This is a genomic window from Caballeronia sp. KNU42 (assembly GCF_053760385.1).
Genome location: NZ_CM132389.1, coordinates 2,566,961 through 2,588,679, shown reverse-complemented (window position 1 = coordinate 2,588,679; position 21,719 = coordinate 2,566,961). Strand labels below are relative to the sequence as shown.

Below are 21,719 nucleotides of genomic sequence, written 5' to 3'. Positions count from 1 at the left end.
AGGTCTCAGGTGGTAACGCGCTTAGCGGGGGTCATCGCACTCGCCACCATGAAGGCTGCCGAGGAAATCAATTTCGGGCGCGAATGATGACGTCTGAGGGGAAGCCGGGAAATCGCGCTGATTCGCTCCATTAGCGCGAGCACAGCAGACGCGCCTGATGACGGATCCAGTCCGTTATTTGCGGCCTCAATACGTGCTGTGAGCAGCTCGTGAATACGGGCAACCGCCTTATGGCGCGCGTCCTCGAAGCGCCGGTCACCCTCGTCGGCTGCGAGGTTCCGCACGCGCAAGATTGCGTGGTGCTGACGAGTGAAATTTACGTAAGCACTGACTAGCGCATGCGCGTTGGCATCTGCATTTTCCGCGGTCCACTCTTTGCTGAGAAGCGCCTCGATCTCGGGCGTGATCTGGATGATCGTTTCCGCAACTGCCAGCGCGGCGGCCGCGACGTCGGAGAAGTAAATGTAAAACCCCGATGACGAGGTGCCGGCGACTGCGGTAATGTCTGCGACGCTCACGTCGCGAAGGGATCGCTTTTCCAATAGCTCGACCGTTGCTTTAATCAAACGCTCGCGGGTCTCGGCACCTTTTCGTCCAATCGATTGCCCGTAAAGGTTCCGAGGCCGTGAACCCTTCCGGCCATCGATTTCGTTCGTAGATATTTCCGCTGACTGAATAAGATCGGTCGTTTTCATGTCGCTATGCCCTAATATCGCGCTACTTGCTGAAGACGACGGTCAATTAATGACCCCGTGTCAGTTGTGATTATAGCGTTCCAGGCTTGTCTGGGGGCGGTTTGTCATTTTTGTCAGGTGCGTTGTCGTCATCAAGAGTCAGCGCGCGTTCGGGGCAGGCCCGCATGCCCCGGCGCGCCAACGCCTCCATGCCGTCCGGAACGAGTTTCTCGTCGAACGAAATGTAGCCGCTTTCGTCGAGTTCGAACAGTGAATCAGAGACTGCTGCGCAACGCGCATGTCCGGCGCATCTAGAACGGTCGACGATTATTTTCATCTGTGTCTCCATGAAGGCCAATGAGTGGCTTGGCTCGATACGGCATTAGAACTGTGACTTTGGCAACCGCACTACCAGGCCGTCGAGCTCTGGCGTGACCGTGATCTGACAGCTCAGCCGGCTACCGGTTCTGACATCGAGCAATCCCTCGATAAGAGACTGCTCATCGCTCTGGGACTCGGGAACATGTGCGAGCCACGCTTCGTCAACAAAACAGTGACAGGTTCCACAACTGCAACTTCCTCCACAGTCGGCAACGATGCCAGGTACGCAATGGTCAACGGCCGCCTGCATCAGCGAGCGGCCAACGTCCTCTTCAACAACGTGCTCGGTACCGTCATGTTCAATAAATTTGATCGTGGGCATAATTCAGGCTTCGTTAAAATCTATTGGGCTGCGTCGGAAAAGACACTCTGAAGAGGAATTGTCTCGTCCGCAAGGGCGCTAGGGTCATTGATCAGCGGCTGTTTGGCGACGACTCGCTTTGCGAGCATAAACGCAGCCGGCGAATTCACCGCATCCGCGGCGATAATCCGCCCCTCCTTCAGATAAAAAGCAACGAAGCTTCGCGCTGAAGGTTTGCCGCGGACTACGAGGGTGTCGTAACCGTGCGAAAGCCCTGCCATTTGCAGCTTCAGATCGTATTGATCGGACCAGAACCACGGCGCCGACTCATCTGGGCAGGGTTGGCCGCATAGAGCCGCGGCAACGCAGCGCGCCTGTTCGAGCGCGTTGGGCACGGATTCGAGCCTGACTCGCCTCCCATAAAGCGCGCTCGGGCGGCTGGAGCAATCGCCGATCGCAAAAATATTCGGGTCGGACGTTCTGCCGGACTGATCTACTGCAATGCCATTGTCCAGCGTGAGACCAGCCTCCTGTGCGAGCTCCACGTTGGGAATGAGGCCAATCCCGACGATCAGAAAATCTGTAGCCAAGACGGTGCCGTCGGCGCAGACGATAGCCTTGACCGCATCGCCCGAGGCGTCGAGTTCGAGGCGTTCTACCTGTGCCGATGTGCGAATGTCCACACCCGCTTCCCGATGCACTTGTTCGTAAAAAGCAGACAGCTCGGGCGCGGTGACGCGCGCCAGGACGCGCGGCAATGCTTCCAGAACCGTCACGTGCACGCGCTGTCGGCTGGCGATAGCGGCCACTTCGAGTCCAACATAGCCGCCGCCTATTATGGCGAGCCTGAAGTCGGGCTTGAACTGACGCCGAATGCTAATAACATCGTCGATTGTGCGCAGGTAATGAAGATTCGACAAGCGCCGGGCGCTCTTTGCTTCATTTGCCAACGATAAGGGGCGCGGTCGCCCCCCGGTTGCGAGTATCAGCTTGTCATAGGGTTCTTCGGTTCCGTCGGCGAGCGTAACTGTCTGGTGTACGGGGTCCAGTTTGACAACCCGGATGCCAGTGCGAACGTCTATGCCGAGCTTTTCATACATGCTCGTTGGCTTGAGATATAGCGCTTGCTCATCCGCTTCGCCGGATAGGTAGCCCTTGGACAGCGGTGGTCTCTGGTAGGGCTGGTAGGGCTCCTCGCCCAGCATGAGCAGCCGTCCGCTATATCCCTTTTGCCGCAGGGATACCGCTACTTCGCTTGCCGCGTGACCGGCGCCGACTATCACGGTATTTGCGGCGTGCGCTTCGTTAGGCATCTTTGGCTCTCTGATTCCTATATGCTGATTTACCCCGACAGCTTGGCCAATTTACCTATCGCTTCGGGACCTGCATGCCGCTTTTCTCCCGATCCCACGTAGCCTGGGTGCAACCCTCGGCGCGCAGTTCGTACTTTAATACCCTGCCCACGGGATTTCGCGGGAGATCAGAGCGAAACTCGAAGTAACGTGGGATTGTAAAATAAGGCAAGCGGTCGATTGCCCACACACAAATATCCTCTTCCGTGATACCGGCGCCGTCTTTCAGGACGATCGTCGCTTTCACATCGTCTTCCCCAGACTCGGAAAACACCGCGTGCACAGCCACATCTGCAATGTCCGGATGAGCGCGTAATCCTGTTTCCACCTCAAAGCTTGAGATGTTCTCGCCCCGGCGCCGCAGGTAGTCCTTCATTCGGTCAACGAAATAAAAATAGCCGTTCTCATCGAACTTGCCTATGTCGCCACTGTGCAGCCACATATTGCGCATGATTTTCAGCGTGTCTCCGGGGCGATTCCAATAGCCTTCGAACATGATATGCGGGCGGCGCGGGCGAATTACGATCTCGCCCGGCGTATTGGGCGGCAATTCATTGTCGTTGTCATCAAAGATGCGCACATCGAAGTCCTCGTTCGCGCGCCCCGAGGAACCTGGCGGCGCGGACTCGTCGGAGCGCATGCCTGTAACCACGCGCGCCGCCTCGGTCAGTCCGTAGCTGTTCGACCCCGCGGTCTCTACTCCGAAACGTTCTTTCCATTTTTTCTGCAGCGGGGCGGGAAACGGCGAGCCGCGAACGGTATGCAATTGACCAAAACATGCTGTGGATGCTTCGCTATCTTCTGCTTCGGCGAGGAAGGTGATCATCGAACCCAGCAGGCTGGCGACTGTCGCACCGCTACGTCGGATATCGGGCCAAAAGCGCGATACTGAAAAACGCGGAAAGATCGCTACTCGTGCACCGACGAACATGCAAGATAGTATGGTTCCTCCAGTCGCGTTCATATGAAATAGAGGAAGGGCCGTCCAGTTGCAATCCTCACTGTGCCGGTCTTCCATCTGAACCACCTGCCTGCCGAGGTTGCACACATAGTTATGGCTGATCATGCAGCCCTTCGATGGACCGGTCGTGCCGGCCGTATAAATCAGCATCGACAGGTCGGTCGGAGAGTTCGTGTCGACCAGCGGCTCGCTGGAATCGGTGAAAACGGAGGCTAGTTCAGCTGTCTGGAGAATAGAGGTGGCAACCAGTGGTCCGCTTCGCTGCAAAAGCACGGTAGCTGACGAAAGTCCGCCTTCAATGTCAGCTACCCTCTGCGCGTAATCAGCCTCCGCGATCACTATCCTGGCGCCACAGTCGTTCAACTGATGCCGCAGAAATTCGCCCTTATAGGCTGTATTGACTGGCACGCTGATGCCGCCTGCCTTGTTGATTGCGAACCAACTCAATACCGCCTCGATGTTGTTGTCAAGAATGCTGGCGACGGTATCCCCTTTCTTGACGCCAAGCGCAATCAGGCCGTGCGCGAGTCGCGTGGACTCGCGATCAACATCGGCGTAACTATGCAGTTCGCCGCTGAAATCGAGAAATATTCGGTCGCGATACTGTGCCGCCGAGCGGGCCAACGCTGCGGTTACGGTGTCCTGCGTACCGAGGGACCAGGTCTTTTGCTCATTCATGTGCTGTCGTCTCAATCTTCTCGCGTTCGTTGGCCCGCAGGAGCCGCGCGGGTTCGTCTACGGGACTCGTCGGCCCATCCGTCGATCCCCGAAAAATCCCAGGCAGCGGGGCTGCCGCGAAGCCTGTCGAAATAGAAAGCCGGCGCCGTTCGTGCTGGGGATTTTTACCAATAATGGACGAACAGTCAGTTTTTGTCTATTGCTATTTGGCGCTTGCTATCCTAGTTTATGTACCTATACATACCGCATTGACAGCGTGGCATCAGTTAAATAAAATGAACGAAAGTCAGTTAATTATGACGATGTACGACTAGGAGACGCAAATGGAGCTGCAAGATCTTGTTTTGGTTAGCGTTGACGACCACCTGATTGAACCCGAGGACATGTTCGTGCGTCACATCCGCCCGGCGTTCAAGGATCTCGCGCCAAAGGTGGTGCGCGGGACGAACGGCGCTCATCATTGGGTAGTGGAGGGTCAGCGCGCTCCGGGTCTCGGGCTGAACGCAGTTGCCGGGCGGCCTAAGGAGGAGTATGGCTTTGAGCCGGTTTCGTTTGACCAGGTGCGAAAGGGCTGCTTCGACGTCGATGCTCGTGTCGAAGATATGAACGCGAACGGTGTAGTTGGCTCCATCTGTTTTGGATCGTTTCCCGGTTTTGCCGGTGCGCGTTTTCAGAAGATGCAGGACAAGGATCTGGCGCTGGCGACCATCCAGGCTTATAACGACTGGCATTTTCATGACTGGTGCGGTAAGCACCCCGGACGCTTTATTCCTCTCGGTATGCTGCCGCTGTGGGATGTGAAGCTGGCAGTGGAGGAGGTAAAGCGATTGGTCAAATTGGGTTGCCATGCGATTACCTTCCCCGACAACCCTTCCATGATCGGACTGCCGAGCCTGCACAACGAATGCTGGGAACCGCTATGGGCGGTGTGCGAGGAAAACGCGGTGGTGATTTGCTGCCATATCGGGTCCGGCGGAAATGCGCCTTATCCGTCGGAGGAGTCGCCTATCGATGCCTGGATTACGTCGATGCCGATCTCTATCGCCAATGCTGCCGCGGACTGGTTGTTCGCCAGTTTCTGGCGTCGTTATCCCGGACTGCGCATGGCATTGTCCGAGGGGGGGATTGGCTGGATTCCCTATTTGCTGGAGCGTGCTGACTTTACCTACCAGCAGCACAGCGCCTGGACTCGCTCCAACTTCGGCAAAGATAAACCCAGCGATGTCTTCCGCCGGCACATCATCACCTGCTTCATTGACGACGAGTTTGGCCTGCGCAACCGGCAGGACGTGGGTATCGACATGATTACCTGGGAAGCAGATTATCCGCACTCGGACGCAACGTGGCCGAACTCCCCAGAGCACCTTTGGCAGAGCATCCGCGCGCTCCCGTCCACCGACATCAACAAGATTACGCACCTGAACGCGATGCGGGAATTCAGCTTTGATCCGTTTTCAATTTTAGGGCGCGAGAATTGCACGGTCGGTGCGTTGCGTGCGCTCGCGGCGGGGGTCGATACCCAGCCGTTATCGCGCGGAGGGCTTAATCCTTCCGCGGGCTCGGACAAACCAGTGACGTCAGCTGACATCAAGAAAATTCTTTCGCATGTCTAACCGTCCTATCGGTTCGCTGGCAGTCAGGCGCAGTTGCTGTGTGTTGCACCTTGGCCGCAGTGACTTTCGGGCAACGGCGCGGTGTCGCCGGAGCGGATGAATCTTTCGGTAAGAGAGAAGGGGGCGGTCTTGAATTTGCCATTGCAGCAGCCAGGGGCGATATACATCGACGGTGCGTTCGTCCCGCCAGCAGAGAAACGCGGCGAGGTGGTTATAAATCCAGCCACCGAAGAAGCGATCGGCGAGGTTGCCGTTGGTGGCGTGCGCGACGCGGACGCCGCCATTGCCGCGGCACGTGAAGCGTTCGACGCCGGGCCGTGGCCACGGATGAGCGCCCGGGAGCGCATCGCGTGTCTGCAGAAGATGTATGACGTGCTTGAAGCTCGGTCCGATGAGATCTGCGAGTTGATCGTGCTCGAGGCGGGCTCGGTGCAATCGAATGCGAAAGCTCGCCAGTTCGACATTCCAATGAAGCATTTTCGGCGCTTTCTGGAACTGGGCGTGCGTGAAGACGTGAGGACGCTCGCTCCGGAACTGACGCTCGGCGCGGGGAGCGTCACTGTGCTTGGCACCGCGTTCGTCGTGAGGGCGCCGGTTGGCGTCGTTGCAGCGATCACGCCTTACAACTACCCGTATTTTCTGAACCTGGTCAAAGTCATGCCTGCGCTGGTCACGGGTAATACCGTGGTGTTGAAGCCTTCGCCTTACACACCGTTCGAGGGACTCGTGCTGGCTGGCGCGGCGGCGCAGGCCGGTTTGCCTAAGGGTGTGCTGAACGTCATCACTGGCGGACTGGAAGTCGGCGAGCGGCTGACTTCCGACGCCCGCGTCGACATGGTGACTTTCACAGGCTCTGATCAGGTAGGGGCGGCAATCGCTGCGCAAAGCGCCCCGACCTTGAAGCGGCTCGTTATGGAGCTGGGGGGCAAGTCGGCCCTGATCGTGCGTAGCGACGCCAGTCTGAAAATGGCGCTGTCCCAGGCGCTGCGCGGATTCACCAGTCATGCCGGGCAAGGGTGCGCAATGAACACGCGGGTTCTCGTGCACAACTCGATCCGCCGTGACTTCGTCGATCAGTTGGCCACGATGGCGCGATCGGTGAAAGTCGGCGATCCGCGCTCCGCAGACACCGAAATGGGGCCTCTGATCCGCGCTGCCGCGAGAGAGCGTGTCGAACGCTATGTCGCGCTCGGGCTGGAAAGCGGTGCGAGGCTGATGGCAGGCGGTCGACGTCCCCCGCATCTTACGAAAGGGTTCTATTACGAGCCGACCTTTTTCGATGACGTCGACAGCCGTTCGGCGATTGCGCAGGACGAGATATTCGGGCCGGTCGGCGTCGTCATCGGTTTCGACACCGATGACGAAGCAGTCGCCATCGCGAACGATTCACGCTTCGGGTTGCGCGGAGGCATCGTCAGTGCCGATGTGGGCCGCGCGTTCGAAATGGCGCGCGCGATTCGCACCGGCGGCGTCACGCTCAACGGTGGTGCCGGCACCCAGCTTTCAGACGGCCCATTCGGCGGCGTCAAGCGTTCCGGATACGGCCGCGAGCTTGGCGAAGACGGCTTGAACGAATTTACCCAGACGCAGCTAATCGAGATTCAGGCAGGTTGATTGGCCGGATGACGAACGGAGTGTGGCGCGGGTCTGGAGCGCACCACAGTTCCGTCTTGTGAAAAAGATGAGGTAACGAAATGGGTTTGTTGGACGGTAAGGTCGCGGTAGTGACCGGTGCGGGTGCTGGCCTTGGCCGCGCGTATGCGCAGTTGCTTGCTCAAGAGGGTGCGGCTGTTGTCGTGAATGATTATGCGCAGGCGCCTGCCGAAGAAGTGGTAGCGGACATTCGCGCGAAAGGCGGCAAAGCGGCCGTGAGCGTGGCTGATGTGGGGAGCGTGGAGGGAGGGGAAAGCATCCTTGAGCATGCGCTCGCAGCATTTGGCAAGGTCGATATCCTGGTGAATAACGCCGGTATCCTGCGCGACAAGTCGCTGCTGAAGATGGAAGAGGCAGATTGGGATGCAGTGATTCGCGTTCATCTGAAGGGAACCTACTGCGTGACGCGGCCAGTCTTTGGACACCTAAAGGAAAGCGGGCGTGGTGGTGTGATCGTCAACACGACATCGACCTCCGGTTTGCGTGGGAAGTTCGGGCAGACGAACTATGGGTCCGCCAAGGCCGGTATCTGGGGATTTTCGAATTCGCTCGCACAGGAAGGGCTCAAATACGGCATCCGCGTTTGGACAATAGCCCCGGCGGCGGCGAGCCAGCTCACCGACGGCCTGGTGTCCGACGAGTACAAGAAGGTGTTCACCGCCGAGCGCGTCGCACCGGTACTGCTGTACATGGTCAGTGGCCTGTCCGGGAAGCAAACCGGCAAAACGCTGCTGGCGGGCGGCGGCTATGTCAGCGAGATCCGGATGGAAACGGGGCCCGGTCTCGTGCCGCCTGAACACTTCGATGCGCAGGGACTGGCTCAAGCGATCGCAGCGGGCAAGGTGATGCTGCCCGAGCGAGATCTGAATTTCGTCAATGCCTATGGCCCTGTCCAGAAAAGCTGAAGAAGGGACATGTCGATGCCAATCCAGTACCCAGCAGTACTCGAGCTCAAGGAAGAAGGCCGGCGCTTTACCTGGACTGACCGCGATACGCTGCTCTATGCGCTCGCTGTCGGCATGGGTTCTGATCCGCTCGATCGCAGCGAATTGCCATTCGTCTACGAAAAGGGCTTGCACGCGATGCCTACTTTCGCTGCGGTTGCAGCCTGGGGGGCGGGCATCTCGCCAGAGCGCATCGGGCTCGATCGCGCCAGGACATTACATGGGAGCGAGGCGTTAACGCTGCATCGACCCATCCCGGTCAGCGGTTCGGTCGTGGCGGATAGCCGGGTAGTGGCGGTCTACGACAAGGGCGTTGGCAAGGGGGCGGTGATCGAGCGAGAGACCGTCTTGACGGACCCAGAGTCAAAAGAACGAATTGCGACCATCACGCGTACCGCATTCGCCCGGGCGGATGGCGGCTTCGGTGGGCCGCGGGACACGCGGCCGGCTGGCGCCGTACCTGTACGCAAGCCCGATGCGACGATCGAATTGCCAACGCGTCGCGACCAGGCGTTACTTTATCGGCTCTGCGGGGACCGCAACCCGCTGCATGCGGACCCGGACGTTGCACGTGGATCTGGCTTCCAAGCGCCGATTTTGCACGGATTGTGCACGTACGGTATGACGTGCCGGGCGGTGCTCAAAGCATTTTGTGCTTACGATCCGGCACGCATTCTCCAATACTCGGTTCGGTTCTCGGCGCCTGTATTCCCCGGCGAGTTGATCACGATGAATTTATGGCTGGACAACGATACGGTGTCCTTCGAAGCCGCCGTGCTGGCGCGCAGGGCGACGGTGATCAGCAACGGTCGCGCCAAGCTCGCATAGTCTATTGAAAGAGAGAGCGATATGGAAGACAGCAAACCCGCAGCACTGAGTCCGGCCACGTCCTACACGCGTGTGCGCGACGATGGTTCGGCTTACCTTGAAGGCAGTAAATGTCGAGCGTGCGGTACCCGGTTTCTCGGCAAGCGTGAGAACTGCGCGCGTTGTGGAGCGCGCGGATTTATCGAGACGTACTCATTGGGCGAGCACGGGCACCTCTACAACTACACGATCGTGTACCGCAGCTATCCAGGGATCAAAGTGCCTTTCATCTCGGCTATCGTCGATCTGGACGACGGCACTGTAGTGAAGGGCAATCTGCTCGACATCGAGCCTGATCCGGGCGCGCTGGCGTTCGGAATGCCGGTCAGGATGGTGTTCCGCGGAGCTGAACTTGCCAACGCGGAAGGTCTCGGCTATCTGGCGCATTTTTTTGTTCCGGCTTGAGGGAAGCGACATGTCTGACGTTTATGTAGTGGGCATCGATATGATCCGGTTTGGCCGCTATCCGGACCGCACAGTCGTGCAGCTCGCGGCGGATGCCGCGTTGCACGCGCTGGACGATTGCGGTGTGGCAATCGGGGATGTGCAGGCGCTTTATAGCGGGAATATCGGCGAAACGATGACCGGTCAGCGCACATTGCAACTCATCGGTCAAACGGGCATTCCTGTTGTCAATTGCACCAATGCGTGCGCCACCGGGGCAACAGCGTTCCGGGAGGGTTGGACTGCCATCAAGGCTGGCCTCTATGACATCGTGCTGTGTATCGGTGTCGAGAAAATGCAGCCGGGCATGATCGTCAAGAAAAAGGTCGGCAACGAGCCGCTGCCGGCAGAGGGGCTGATCGGCTCGGAGACGATGCCCGCAGTGTTTGCGATGGTGGGCATGGAGCACTCTCGCAAATATGGAACCACGCCGGAGCAATTTGCGCGGGTTTCGGTCAAGAATCATCATCATTCAACGTTCAATCCGAAAGCGATGTATCAAAAGGAGACGCCGCTTGAGGAGGTGATGAATGCAGAAATGATCGCATACCCGAACACCAAGTTGATGTGCTCGGTAAACGTCGACGGGGCAGCCGCGGCGGTATTGATGTCAGCCAAAAAGGCGCGCGAGCTCGGACTCGAAAAACGGGCGGTAAAAGTGCGCGCGTCCGCGCTTGCGAGCGACGCCTGGTCCGAGCGTAATTTAGTGATGCAGGACATCAATACAGTGACACGCCTCGCGGCGAAAGCAGCCTATGAGATGGCAGGTATGGGTCCGGATGAACTGGATCTGGTCGAGCTGCATGATTGTTTCGCGACTGCGGAGATTCTCCACTACGAGAATCTGGGACTTTGCGCGGAGGGTGAGGGCGGGCGTCTGATCGATAGCGGCGAGACGGCCATCGGCGGCCGTATACCGGTCAACGCCTCAGGTGGACTCCTCTCGAAGGGACACCCGCTGGGCGCGACCGGTATTGCCAACATCTACGAAGTCGTCACTCACTTGCGTGGCGAGGCGGGACAGCGTCAGGTGCAGGGCGCCCGGATCGGCCTCACGCATGTTGTCGGCCTCGGTAGCGCGTGCGCAGTTCATATCCTCGAAAAAGTCTGAGCCGCGCTCTCATGCGATACGAGTTCATCGCCGTCGCGCAAGAGGATCGGCTCACGCTGATCACGATAAACCGGCCCGAGGTGCTCAATGCACTGCATCCGCCAGCGCACCACGAACTTGCCGCTGCCTTCGACGCTTTCCAGGCCGATCCGAACCAATGGGTTGCCATCGTGACCGGTGCTGGCGAGCGAGCTTTCTGTGCAGGCAATGACCTGAAATTCCGCGCTGCTGCGGGACGCCAGGCGATGCCGGAGTCGGGGTTTGGCGGCCTGACTTCGCGCTTCGATCTCGAGAAGCCGGTGCTGGCCGCGGTCAACGGGATTGCGCTCGGCGGCGGTTTTGAGTTGGCGCTCGCGTGCGACCTGATCGTGGCGGACGAACGCGCACAATTCGCGCTACCAGAGGTCAGGGTCGGTCTGGCCGCACTTGCTGGCGGTTTGCATCGGTTGCCGCGCGAGGTCGGCCTGAAGACGGCCATGGGAATTGCATTGACCGGTCGCCGTGTCGACGTGGCGGAGGGGCGTCGGTTGGGGTTTGTCAACGAAGTGGCACCAGAAGGAACCTCGCTGGACATCGCACGTCGTTGGGCAGCAGAAATCTTGCAGGCGGGCCCGCTAGCCGTGCGCGCGACAAAGCAGGTAATCATGCATGGACTCGATGAGCCAGGCTTGAACGAAGCGCTGGGTCGCCAGAAAGACTACCCGGCTGTGGTGGCAATGTACGCGTCCGGGGACGCGATCGAGGGTCCGCGTGCGTTTGCCGAGAAGCGGTCACCGCGCTGGCAGCGTGAACTATCCGAAGCGGTGGCGGGCCGCGATCTTACTCACGACCATGCTCCACAGTTGAAGGAAAACCCTCAATGATCGACTATCAGGTGGTCAAAAATTGGGTGTTTGATGACGTGCGCTGCGTGTACACCGCGCGCGATTCCATGCTGTATGCGCTAGCGATCGGGCTAGGCGCCGAGCCAACGGATCCGTACCAGCTGCGTTACGCCTATGAGAAAAACCTCCAGGCAGTGCCGACGATGGCCACGATCATGGGGGCCCCGGGCGCGTGGTGGCGCGATCCACGCACGGGAGCCGACGCGGTGAAACTCGTTCATGGGGAGCAGGGTCTGCGGCTGATCCGGCCTTTGTCGGTGAACGGCACCCTGATCGCAAAAAACCGGGTGCATTCGCTGAGTGACAAGGGCGAAGGCCGAGGCGCAATCGGCGTGGTGTTGAGGGATCTGGTCGATGCTGAAACGGGCGAACTCGTGGCACAGAGCAGGAATGTGAGCTTCCTGCGAGGCGACGGCGGGTTTAGCGCAGTCAGTGGCATTTCCGATCCGTTTCCTGAGCCTTTACCAGGGATGCCTGAAGAACCGGCACATCTGACGATCAAGCTCTCGACGCTACCGCAGGCGGCGCTTTTATACCGGCTGACAGGGGACCTGAACCCGTTGCATGCTGATCCGGAGGCCGCCTCCGCGGCGGGATTCAGACAGCCGATCCTGCATGGGCTCTGTACCTATGGCATGGCATGCCACGCGGTGTTGCGGGCGGTGCTGAGATATGACGCTGCACGGCTACGCGCTCTGGCAGTGCGCTTTACCGCACCGGTTTATCCCGGAGAGGACGTTCACTTTGAACTTTGGCGCGTTGACGCGGGCACGATGAGGCTGCGCGCGCGCGTGAACGCTCGCAACGCAATAGTGTTGGACAACGGTGTCGTTGAGATTGCTTCACAGTAGGAATCACAGTAAGGAACAGGAGACGAACGGTGGGCAACATGGTCGAGGGGAAAGTGGTGGTCGTGACCGGTGCGGGCAGTGGCATCGGACGGGATCTGGCGAGGGCGTTCGCTGCGAACGGCGCGAAAGTCATCGTCAACGACACCGGTCGGGGCGTTGGCGGCGATGGGTTCGCGGCTGAGCACGTCGTGGCGGAAATCCAGACGGCGGGAGGGCAGGCCATTGCGGCGGTGGAAAGCGTCGCCAGGAGCGACTCGGCGCAGCGTATCGTGCAGGCGGCGCTCGACCACTTTGGCCGGCTTGACTGCGTAGTGAACAACGCAGGTATTACGCGCGATCGCTTTTTCTTCAATATGAGTGATGAGGAATGGCAAGCAGTGCTGGACGTGCATCTGAATGGTTCGTTTCATGTCGCGCGTGCCGCCGCACCGCATTTCAAGAGCCAGAATTCCGGAAGCTATGTCCACATGACGTCGACCAGCGGCTTGATCGGCAATGTCGGGCAGTCCAACTACGCGGCGGCGAAGATGGGTATTGTCGGTTTATCGAAATCGATCGCACTGGACATGGCGAAGTTCAAGGTGCGTTCGAACTGCATCTCCCCGTGGGCATGGACCGCAATGACCGCGAACATTCCGGCCGACACGCCTGAGAACATTGCGCGTATCGAAAAACTGAAGAAAATGGACAGCGCGAAGATTGCGCCTCTCGCGGTGTTCCTCGCCAGCGATCAGGCTGTCGATGTTTCGGGCCAGATATTCGGTGTACGGGCCAACGAGATCTACTTGTTCAGTCAGCCGCGCATCATACGCACCTTGCACAGAAGCGAAGGGTGGACACCTGAAAGCATCGCCGAACATGCGATACCGGCGCTAGCTCCGAGTTTTTACGAGAACGTACCGTCAATGGCCATCACGCCTTGGGATCCGATCTGAATCGGTCTGCGCGGTGCTCCAAACCATTACACAATCCGGAGACACGGGTGAACCAGATTGATAAACGCGCGTTGACATGGTCGCGCGGCGCGATTGGATTAGACGAGGCCCCGCAATGAACCTGGATCAGCAGAAACGTTTTCAGGAAAAGCTTGCCGTGGTGACAGGCGCATCGCGGGGTCTGGGAAAGCGGATCGCAGAGGCCTTTGTCCGCGAAGGCTGCAGGGTGGCATTGCTTGGGCGAAATGCCGACGCGTTGCTGGCCACCGCTTCCGAAATCGGATCGATGGCAGCGGTCTTTCCGACCGACATCTCAGATCCGGCAGCCGTTCGCCAGACCTTTGGCGCGATCGGCCAGCGTTTTGGTGGCGTCGATTTCCTCATCAATAACGCGGCGCTCGGCCACCTTCAGACCGTGGAGGAGGCGGATGACCATCTGCTCCAGGAGGAGATCGGTGCGAACCTGCTTGGCCCGATCTACTGCATGCGTTCGGCAATTCCGCTCATGCGGTTGAGAGGGGGCGGACACATCGTCAACGTCACGTCTGAGTCCGTGAATATGCCGTATCCGTTTTTGACGGTCTATGCGGCGACCAAGAGTGCAATGGAAACACTGTCAGCCGGGCTGCGGACGGAATTGCGCGGGCAAGGTATCCGGATCACCGTGCTGCGTTCGGGCCGGATGAGCGAAAGCGGCTTTAATCGCGATTGGCCTGAAGACCGTCGTGCGCGCTATCGTCAGATCGTGAAGGCAGAGGGGTACCACGCGGCTTCTGGCGAGCCGATCTCGCCGCAGATTACTGCCAGGGCCGTGATGGATCTACTGGGTTTGCCGCGGGAGGCGAATGTCGACCTGCTGGAATTGCGCTCTTCGGGGGAAGCGGCAGACACGAATGGACCCCATCCGTCTGATCAGACAGGAATTAAAACTTGAGGAGTACAGATGCGCTTTCAGGACAAGGTCGTGATTGTGACAGGCGCCGGGCAGGGTATCGGTGAAGCCTATGCTCGTGCATTGGCCAACGAAGGAGCTGCTGTTGCCGTCGCGGAAATAAACGAGGAAAACGGGCGACGTGTCGCGCAGGAAATCGCCGACGCTGGCGGGCGCTCGCTTTTTGTGCAGACCGATGTCTCGTCGCCAGAATCTGCAGCGAGCCTGGCGGCGAGTGTGGCGCAAACGTTCGGAGGAATCGATTTGCTGATCAACAATGCGGCCATCTTTGCCGGGATGCGCCGCGAGAGCCTGCTGGAAGTCGATTACGCGTATTACCAGCACTTCATGGAAGTCAACATGAATGGCGCGTTGATCGTTACGCGCGCTGTCTATAAATTCATGGTCGCGCGCGGTGGCGGCGCGATCCTCAACCAGTCTTCGACAGCGGCCTATGAAGCGGGTAACTACTACAAGATTGCGAAGACAGGTCTGAACGCAATCACGATCGGGCTGGCTCGCGAACTGGGTCCGATGAATATTCGCGTCAACGGTATTGCACCGGGTCCGACGGACACGACTGCGACGCGGACCAGCGTCCCGCCCGAACGCCTGCAGGCGTTGCTGTCTAACCTGCCTTTACGCCGCATCGGCACTACCCAGGACATCGTCAACACGTGTCTCTTCTTGCTGTCAGGAGATGCAGCCTGGGTGACAGGGCAAACCTGGTGTGTCGACGGCGGCACGGTTCTCAGGATCTGAGATGGACCTTGAGTTGCACGGGCGAGTCGTGCTGGTCGTTGGCGCCAGCAGCGGGATCGGCGCAGCCACCGCGCGGCTTCTGTGCCGTGAGGGCGCGAAGCTGGCCCTTGTGGCACGCCGCCAGCACGAGCTTGATCTGATGGCGCGGGAATTAAGGGAAAGCGGAGCAGAGGTTATCGCGCTGGGCGGAGACGCCGGAGCCCAAGGCGTTCTGGATGATGCTGTGGAGCGAACTGTGGCGCAATTCGGCGCCCTGCATCGCCTGGTGGTGGTCGCCGGCCCGATGGGGGTGCGCGCGGCGCTGCACGAACTGGACGATCGCGACTGGGAGTTCTATTTCCGGCAAAGCCTGATGCTGGCGGTCGGGGCGTGTCGCGCAGCGATTCCGGCGCTGCTTGAAGCGTCTGATGCTGCCATCGTGCTGACGTCTGCGTTCTCGATCCGGTCGCAAAAACCTGGACTCGTTGCCTATACTGCTATGAAGAGCGCGATTGCCAGCGTAGCAAAAAATATAGCCAAGACTTATGGCGCACAAGGCTTACGTGCCAATTGCATTGCACCGGGTGTAATCGACCGGGACGCCGGGACGAACAGGGCGCTTGCCGAGAAATATGGAGTGCCGGAGGCACGCGCACGCTATGAGCAGGTGCGCCGTGAGTCGGGTATGTCGGTTGCGCTGGAGCGGGCCGGACGGCATGAGGAATTCGCTGATCTCATCGCCTATTTGCTGTCAGCCCGGGCTTCCTATGTAACGGGCGTGACTGTCAATATCGATGGGGGCACAGACTTTTAATTTGGCGCGGTGGAAGTAGTCCGCGCATGCATGGAAAGAGGCGAACACCATGAGTGATAAGGTCGTCATGATTACGGGCGGTGCGGGTAACCTTGGCCGCGCGGCAGAGGATGCTTTCGCCCGGGCGGGTTGCCGGCGCGTGGTGGTCGACATTGATGGCGCCGCCCTTCAGGCAGCCTACCCCGTCAAATCCGATGACCGGCTTCTGATCCCGCTTGATCTGATGGATGGCTCGTCCGTCGAGCGGGCGATTGCGACTGTCAACGAAAAATTCGGTGCGGTTAATGTTCTTTGCAATGTCGCCGGCGGGTTTTATTACGGCGAGCCGGTTCACGAAATGCCAGCAGATGTCTGGCGCAGAATGCTCGATCTGAATGCGACGACATTGATCAATGCGGTCCGTGCCGTGGTGCCGGGGATGATCCGGGCGGGAAGAGGGACGATCATCAACGTGGGCGCCGCCGCTCACGTGCGCGCCCAGGCTCACATGAGCGCGTATGCCGCTGCGAAGGGCGCGGTGATGCGCCTGACGGAAAGCATGGCGGACGAACTCAGAGACAAGGGCATTGGCGTGTTTTGCGTCATGCCCGAGATCATCGATACGCCTGCCAATCGCCTGGACATGCCTGCGGCGGACACTTCCGGCTGGACGCCCCCGTCGGCGATTGCCGGCGTCATGGTGCTGCTAACGGACGAGGTTGCGTTGATCATGAGCGGCGGGCTCTTTCCGTTGAAGGGGCGGCCGCGAGAGGTGCAGACTGCTTAGTAATCGAGTCACGCCGGGTTCGCCTCTGTCCTGTCTGAAACTCCGGTGGCATGTGTCGGGTGACGTTCGCCGCTCACTCGGCCGGATTGCGTTCAAAGGCGACGCCATCCGGTATCAGAAGAACCACGCGACTTCACACTCGTGCGCATTAACGCTCGAAAGCATGTGCCGGCTCAATTTTATCGTCACGGCCTCAAGTTGATGCCGGGTCGACATCAGGCTCAAAAAGGGGGAGCCACACATCCTCGCGGTGGTCGAACAGGACCCGGACTGCCATGCCGATTCTGGCTTCCTCGGGTGCGCAGTTCACAAGGTTGGTCGTGAGCCGCAAGCAGCGTTGTTCGGCGATCTCGACGATCGCAATGAGGTAGGGCGCCTCGAGCCCACGCTCCCAAACCTGATGGTTGATAGTATAGGAGACCACCGTTGCTTTGCCGCTGACCGCGCGCGGAGCTACCTGGCGCGACTTACAGCGCGGACAGATGGGCAGTGGCGGGTGTACATAGAATTCGCAGGCATCGCAACGCGTGAAGTGCAGCCGGCCGGTTCGGCCTGCTTGCCAAAAAAAAGTGTTTTCGTCAGTCAGCCGCGGCAAATGCCTTCGCGGCACCGACTCGATCGGGACTGGCGGATGGTCTTTGGCAGCGTCAGTCATTGCCGATTCCATCCGTGTCGATTGAGGACCGTGCGATATCCAAGCGGGCCTTGCATTCAAGCGTGACGCGCTCGATAAGTTCCGCGCAGCTGGGAATATCGTCAATAAGGCCCATAACCATGCCCGCGGTGAGGACGCCACCGTTGGCGTCGCCTGACGCCCACGCATCGCGGCCGCGGGCGCCCATGACAAGATGCCGGAGGTCCTCGAAATCGCATCCGCCGGGTCGTCGTTCGAGCGCTACCACCTCGTCGGAAACACTGTTTTTGAGCACGCGCGCGGTATTGCCGAGGGTCCGGAAAATGAGGTTTGTATCTCGTTCGGTCGCGCTAACAAGCGCGCGCTTGACGTCATCGTGGACTGGTGCTTCACGAGTGCAGACGAAACGCGTGCCCATATTGATGCCCTCTGCGCCGAGTACCAGCGCGGCTGCCATGCCGTACCCGTCGGCGAAGCCACCTGATGCGATGAGGGGAATTCGAAGTGCTTTAGCCGCCAGTCGGAGAAGGACAAGGCCAGGGATGTCATCTTCGCCCGGGTGTCCCGCGCATTCAAAGCCGTCGATCGAGACGATGTCGACACCATCGCGTTCGGCAGAAACGGCGTGACGCACGGTGGTGCATTTGTGCACGATCAAAACGCCGTGTTGTTTGAAACGTTCGATGAATTGCTTAGGACTATTGCCCGCGGTTTCGACTATCTTGACGCCGCTGTCGATCATCGCGGCAACGTATTCCGCATAGGGTGGCGGCGAAGCTGTAGGGAGAATCGTAAGATTGACGCCGAACGGATGGTCTGTCATTGAGCGGCAACGCTCTATTTCGCGTGCCAATAGTGCCGGAGTGGGTTGTGTCAATGCAGTCAGCACGCCAAGCCCCCCTGCGTTGCAGACCGCAGATGCAAGCTCAGCTCGCCCTACCCATTGCATACCGCCCTGGATGATCGGGTAGCGGATGCCGAGCATTCGGGTGACGCGATTATTGAACATGAGGCTCTTGTCGGGTATGCGGTTGTCCGCGAAGCGCTGATGCGACGAATGGTGCATGGTTAGCTGCCGGTAAAGTCCGGGCGCCGGCGTTCCTTGAACGCGGACACTCCTTCTTTGTAGTCGTTGGTAAGGCCGCATTGGCGCTGCAGTTCTGACTCGAGATCAAGCTGTTCGTCGAGCGTGGCACGCGCGGCACTACGGATAGCGAGCTTTGCGGCTCCGAGACCGCGCGTCGGCCCGCGCGCGAGTTGTTCAAGAAGCGCCTCGCGTTCAGCTTCGAAATGCTCATCGTCGACGGCTTTCCAGATCAGACCCCACTGCGCCGCTGTGCTCGCCGACAGCGTGCCGCCGGTCAGCGTGAATCCAAGCGCGCGCGCCTGACCGATCAGATGCGGCAACGCCCAGGTACCGCCTGCGTCGGGTACGAGTCCGATACCGGAAAACGCCTGCACGAACCGCGCGCTCGAGCATGCAATGACCAGGTCGCACGCAAGGGCAAGATTGACGCCGGCACCGGCAGCCACACCGTTGACTGCGCAGACCACCGGTAGCGGCAGGGCCGTGAGACGGCGGATCAACGGGTTGTAATAGGTTCGGGTGGTCTTGCCGAGATTTAGTGGACCTGCGTGAACGTCGCGCTCAGTCAAATCCTGGCCGGCGCAAAACCCCCGACCCGAAGCGGTAAGAAGTAGCACGCGCGCTGCGGGGTCCGCTTCGACTTCAGACAGCGCATCCGCGACCTCTTCATGCATCTGGGCGGTGAACGCGTTCAGACGATCTGGCCGGTTGAGTGTCAGTCGCGCGATGCCTCGGCAGCTCTCGAACAAAATGGTTTTGTAGGTCATCGAACATCCGTCGTCGTTAGCCAAACGAAGCGAGTAGCATGCGTTCGCGTTGCGTCCGCGTGTCGCCCCACAACTGGTCCATCACATGCGCGCGTTTCAGATAGAGATGCGCGTCGGCTTCGGAAGTGAATCCCACTGCACCGTGCACCTGAATATTTTGCGCGGCGTTTTTTAGCGCCGCATCGATTGTCACGAGCTTGCACGCGGTGCCCTGAAAATTGGCTCCCGCATCCCGGTCGGACAGCGCAAGCGAGGCGACCGTAGCCTGGCATAAGGCTGCTTCGGCGCGGATCGCCATGTCGGCACAAATATGTTTGATGGCTTGAAACGAGCCGATTGGCTTGCCGAATTGTTCGCGGACCTTCGCGTACTCCACTGCCATATCACGCGTGGCTTCGGCGAGGCCGACCGCGAAGCCGCCAATGAGCACGAGCGCGCGTATATAGATGGGATCCTGCTCCGCACTTACCCAGGCAGTTGGACGGATGCCGTCGAGACGGGCGCGTTCTAGTGAGAGGGAATGGTCCATGCTGCGGACCGATTCGATAGCAGCGAAATCGCTGCGCTCGAACAGCGCTGCGCCACTTTCGTCGCAACAGAATACCCACGGTGCATCTGGGCTCTCGATCAGATGGAATTCGCCTGTACAAAGCGACCCCAAGGCCGTCGCGCCGCGCGGATTAGCCAGTCCGACGCGAGTGCTGCCGGATAGCAGATCCTTCAGCAGCGTCGCGTTGCCCGTTGCGGCAGCAACGCGTGCGCCGAGCATTTGGCCCATGATCGCCGGGGAAAGCAAATGTCGGCCGAACTCCCGGTAGGCGGCCATTTCTTCGGCGCCACTTAACCCGATACCGCCGGATTGCTCAGGCAGGGCAATGCCGAGAAATCCGAGTTCCGCCAAATGAGGCCAGATCAAATGGTCCTGGTTGCCGATCTGGGAAGCGGGCGGACGGAAGCGCGACACCGGCGCCTGTTCGGACAGGAAGTGTTTGAGCGTGTCGACGATCTGAACCTGATCTTCGGAAAGCAATAAATTCATGGACTGCCTCAAGTGCTAACGGGGGAGGCCGAGAACACGCTCGCCGATGATATTGCGCTGGATCTGCGCGGTACCAGCGGCGATGGTGATCGAAAACGAGCGAAGGTAGTAGTAGACCCAGTCGTCATCTTCGGGATTCTCGAGTGCGTCAGGGCCGATGATGTCGATCGCGAGCCGCCGGGCACGCTGCTGTGTCTCGCCTACCATCGCGCGCATCAGGGAACTCTCCGAGCCGCTGATGCCGGCTTGCGCGCGCGAGACCACCATGTAGGTCATGGCTCTCGCCGCGGCCATGTCAGCCCGCAATTGCGCAAGACGCGCACCGATCTCGTCGCGTGTGAGCGGACAGTCCGTGCCCATGCGTTGCTGAGCTTTTGCGATCATCTTCTCGACCAGGAACGCATATCGAATCTGGTCTCGGATCTGCGCGGTGCCGCGCTCAAAGCCTAAGGTCGACATGGCGACATTCCAGCCGTCGTTGACTGCGCCGACTACATTGCTCAACGGGATGCGCACATCGTCATAAAAGCATTGGACAAAATGAACCTGGTTGGGCGACGTCATGATCTCGATCGGACGCAGAGTAATGCCGGGTGCTTTCATATCGCAGATCACCCAACTGATGCCTTTATGCTTTGGCGCGGTCGGGTCGGTACGAACCAGCAATTCCTGCCAGTCCGAAAGGTGGCCATGACTCGTCCAGATCTTCGAACCGTTGACGATCAACTCGTCGCCTTCAATATGAGCGCGGGTCTTCAGGCTGCCCAGATCGGATCCGGCATTGGGTTCCGAAAATCCCTGACACCAAATGACGTCACCCCGGAGGATCTTTTGCAGATGCTCCCGTTTTTGCGCTTCTGAACCGCGGGCGATGATGGTGGGACCGGCATGATTCAGCGCGACAAAGCACAGGTGGTTATCGGGGGCGTCGGCCCGTGCGTATTCCTCGTGCCAGATTAGTTGCCGCGTCAGGGAAAGCCCCAGGCCGCCGTATTCCTCAGGCCAGGACACCCCGGCCCAGCCACCCCCATATTGCTTCTGCTGCCAAGCCAGATCGAACTCGCGCATGGCTTCGCCGGAATGCGGTCGGCGTTCTCTTGGGGCATTGTCATTGAGCCAGGCTCGCGCTTGCTCGCGGAAGACCTTGTCCTCTCGCGAAAATTGCATATCCATTTCGCTCCTCCGTTGTTCTTTGTCGCCTTCGGTTGGCCGTTGGCGTCTTTGATAAATGATATAGTATCAGCTATTAGAGGCCAGTCAAGATGAGGATTTTCGATTTTGTGCCACGTAT

General features: G+C 59.4%; 23 protein-coding genes. 13 read left to right on the top strand and 10 right to left on the bottom strand.

Annotated elements, in window-relative coordinates:
• Nucleotides 1–5: 5 nt before the first annotated feature.
• From ACSOSP_RS30870 to ACSOSP_RS30850, 5 genes are all read right to left on the bottom strand, one after another.
• Entirely contained in the window at nucleotides 6–695 is a 690-nt protein-coding gene (locus ACSOSP_RS30870) for a TetR family transcriptional regulator (RefSeq protein WP_455312322.1), read from the bottom strand.
• A gap of 70 nt (nucleotides 696–765) precedes the next feature.
• On the bottom strand, nucleotides 766–1,011 hold the full coding sequence (locus tag ACSOSP_RS30865; protein WP_455312321.1) for a ferredoxin: 246 nt from the start codon (nucleotides 1,009–1,011) through the stop codon (nucleotides 766–768).
• 45 nt (nucleotides 1,012–1,056) lie between these two features.
• Nucleotides 1,057–1,377, bottom strand: a complete 321-nt coding sequence (locus ACSOSP_RS30860) for a 2Fe-2S iron-sulfur cluster-binding protein (protein ID WP_455312320.1) — start codon at nucleotides 1,375–1,377, stop codon at nucleotides 1,057–1,059.
• Between the two features lie 20 nt (nucleotides 1,378–1,397).
• A complete protein-coding gene (locus tag ACSOSP_RS30855) occupies nucleotides 1,398–2,669 on the bottom strand; it encodes an NAD(P)/FAD-dependent oxidoreductase (RefSeq protein WP_455312319.1) in 1,272 nt (423 codons plus the stop codon).
• A 55-nt stretch (nucleotides 2,670–2,724) separates the two neighbouring features.
• Complete coding sequence (locus ACSOSP_RS30850) at nucleotides 2,725–4,347, bottom strand: ATP-dependent acyl-CoA ligase (protein WP_455312318.1); 1,623 nt, start codon at nucleotides 4,345–4,347, stop codon at nucleotides 2,725–2,727.
• Between the two features lie 323 nt (nucleotides 4,348–4,670).
• Here ACSOSP_RS30850 and ACSOSP_RS30845 point away from each other — a divergent pair, with 323 nt between their 5' ends.
• The 13 genes from ACSOSP_RS30845 (at nucleotide 4,671) to ACSOSP_RS30785 (ending at nucleotide 16,901) form a co-directional block, all read left to right on the top strand.
• The gene (locus ACSOSP_RS30845) at nucleotides 4,671–5,960 is read left to right on the top strand and encodes an amidohydrolase family protein (protein WP_455312317.1); all 1,290 of its coding nucleotides are present in this window, start codon (nucleotides 4,671–4,673) and stop codon (nucleotides 5,958–5,960) included.
• A gap of 129 nt (nucleotides 5,961–6,089) precedes the next feature.
• Nucleotides 6,090–7,574, top strand: coding sequence for an aldehyde dehydrogenase family protein (locus tag ACSOSP_RS30840; protein WP_455312316.1), 1,485 nt, complete (start codon nucleotides 6,090–6,092; stop codon nucleotides 7,572–7,574).
• Nucleotides 7,575–7,654: 80 nt separating this feature from the next.
• Complete coding sequence (locus ACSOSP_RS30835) at nucleotides 7,655–8,518, top strand: SDR family NAD(P)-dependent oxidoreductase (RefSeq protein ID WP_062086085.1); 864 nt, start codon at nucleotides 7,655–7,657, stop codon at nucleotides 8,516–8,518.
• Nucleotides 8,519–8,527: 9 nt separating this feature from the next.
• Nucleotides 8,528–9,385 (top strand): MaoC/PaaZ C-terminal domain-containing protein, encoded by an 858-nt coding sequence (locus ACSOSP_RS30830; protein ID WP_455312315.1) that lies wholly within the window; start codon nucleotides 8,528–8,530, stop codon nucleotides 9,383–9,385.
• Between the two features lie 21 nt (nucleotides 9,386–9,406).
• On the top strand, nucleotides 9,407–9,829 hold the full coding sequence (locus tag ACSOSP_RS30825; protein WP_455312314.1) for a Zn-ribbon domain-containing OB-fold protein: 423 nt from the start codon (nucleotides 9,407–9,409) through the stop codon (nucleotides 9,827–9,829).
• A gap of 10 nt (nucleotides 9,830–9,839) precedes the next feature.
• Nucleotides 9,840–10,979, top strand: coding sequence for a thiolase family protein (locus tag ACSOSP_RS30820; protein ID WP_455312313.1), 1,140 nt, complete (start codon nucleotides 9,840–9,842; stop codon nucleotides 10,977–10,979).
• Nucleotides 10,980–10,990: 11 nt separating this feature from the next.
• On the top strand, nucleotides 10,991–11,842 hold the full coding sequence (locus ACSOSP_RS30815; RefSeq protein WP_455312312.1) for an enoyl-CoA hydratase-related protein: 852 nt from the start codon (nucleotides 10,991–10,993) through the stop codon (nucleotides 11,840–11,842).
• A complete protein-coding gene (locus tag ACSOSP_RS30810; protein WP_455312311.1) occupies nucleotides 11,839–12,714 on the top strand; it encodes a MaoC/PaaZ C-terminal domain-containing protein in 876 nt (291 codons plus the stop codon). Before ACSOSP_RS30815 ends, ACSOSP_RS30810 begins: the two co-directional genes overlap by 4 nt.
• 38 nt (nucleotides 12,715–12,752) lie before the next feature.
• Entirely contained in the window at nucleotides 12,753–13,649 is an 897-nt protein-coding gene (locus ACSOSP_RS30805; protein ID WP_455313726.1) for an SDR family NAD(P)-dependent oxidoreductase, read from the top strand.
• Nucleotides 13,650–13,764: 115 nt separating this feature from the next.
• The gene (locus ACSOSP_RS30800) at nucleotides 13,765–14,583 is read left to right on the top strand and encodes an SDR family oxidoreductase (protein WP_455312310.1); all 819 of its coding nucleotides are present in this window, start codon (nucleotides 13,765–13,767) and stop codon (nucleotides 14,581–14,583) included.
• A gap of 9 nt (nucleotides 14,584–14,592) precedes the next feature.
• Nucleotides 14,593–15,342, top strand: coding sequence for an SDR family oxidoreductase (locus ACSOSP_RS30795; protein WP_455312309.1), 750 nt, complete (start codon nucleotides 14,593–14,595; stop codon nucleotides 15,340–15,342).
• 1 nt (nucleotide 15,343) lies between these two features.
• Nucleotides 15,344–16,135, top strand: coding sequence for an SDR family NAD(P)-dependent oxidoreductase (locus ACSOSP_RS30790; RefSeq protein WP_455312308.1), 792 nt, complete (start codon nucleotides 15,344–15,346; stop codon nucleotides 16,133–16,135).
• Nucleotides 16,136–16,184: 49 nt separating this feature from the next.
• On the top strand, nucleotides 16,185–16,901 hold the full coding sequence (locus ACSOSP_RS30785; RefSeq protein WP_455312307.1) for an SDR family NAD(P)-dependent oxidoreductase: 717 nt from the start codon (nucleotides 16,185–16,187) through the stop codon (nucleotides 16,899–16,901).
• A 193-nt stretch (nucleotides 16,902–17,094) separates the two neighbouring features.
• Here ACSOSP_RS30785 and ACSOSP_RS30780 read toward each other — a convergent pair whose 3' ends face one another.
• The 5 genes from ACSOSP_RS30780 to ACSOSP_RS30760 are packed head-to-tail and all read right to left on the bottom strand — an operon-like array spanning nucleotide 17,095 to nucleotide 21,595.
• Complete coding sequence (locus ACSOSP_RS30780; RefSeq protein ID WP_455312306.1) at nucleotides 17,095–17,556, bottom strand: Zn-ribbon domain-containing OB-fold protein; 462 nt, start codon at nucleotides 17,554–17,556, stop codon at nucleotides 17,095–17,097.
• Entirely contained in the window at nucleotides 17,549–18,544 is a 996-nt protein-coding gene (locus tag ACSOSP_RS30775; RefSeq protein ID WP_455313725.1) for an NAD(P)H-dependent flavin oxidoreductase, read from the bottom strand. The genes ACSOSP_RS30780 and ACSOSP_RS30775 overlap by 8 nt, the downstream gene beginning before the upstream one ends.
• A gap of 59 nt (nucleotides 18,545–18,603) precedes the next feature.
• The gene (paaG, locus tag ACSOSP_RS30770) at nucleotides 18,604–19,389 is read right to left on the bottom strand and encodes a 2-(1,2-epoxy-1,2-dihydrophenyl)acetyl-CoA isomerase PaaG (RefSeq protein ID WP_455312305.1); all 786 of its coding nucleotides are present in this window, start codon (nucleotides 19,387–19,389) and stop codon (nucleotides 18,604–18,606) included.
• Nucleotides 19,390–19,405: 16 nt separating this feature from the next.
• Complete coding sequence (locus ACSOSP_RS30765) at nucleotides 19,406–20,428, bottom strand: acyl-CoA dehydrogenase family protein (protein WP_455312304.1); 1,023 nt, start codon at nucleotides 20,426–20,428, stop codon at nucleotides 19,406–19,408.
• A 15-nt stretch (nucleotides 20,429–20,443) separates the two neighbouring features.
• The gene (locus tag ACSOSP_RS30760; protein ID WP_455313724.1) at nucleotides 20,444–21,595 is read right to left on the bottom strand and encodes an acyl-CoA dehydrogenase family protein; all 1,152 of its coding nucleotides are present in this window, start codon (nucleotides 21,593–21,595) and stop codon (nucleotides 20,444–20,446) included.
• Between the last annotated feature and the right edge of the window lie 124 nt (nucleotides 21,596–21,719).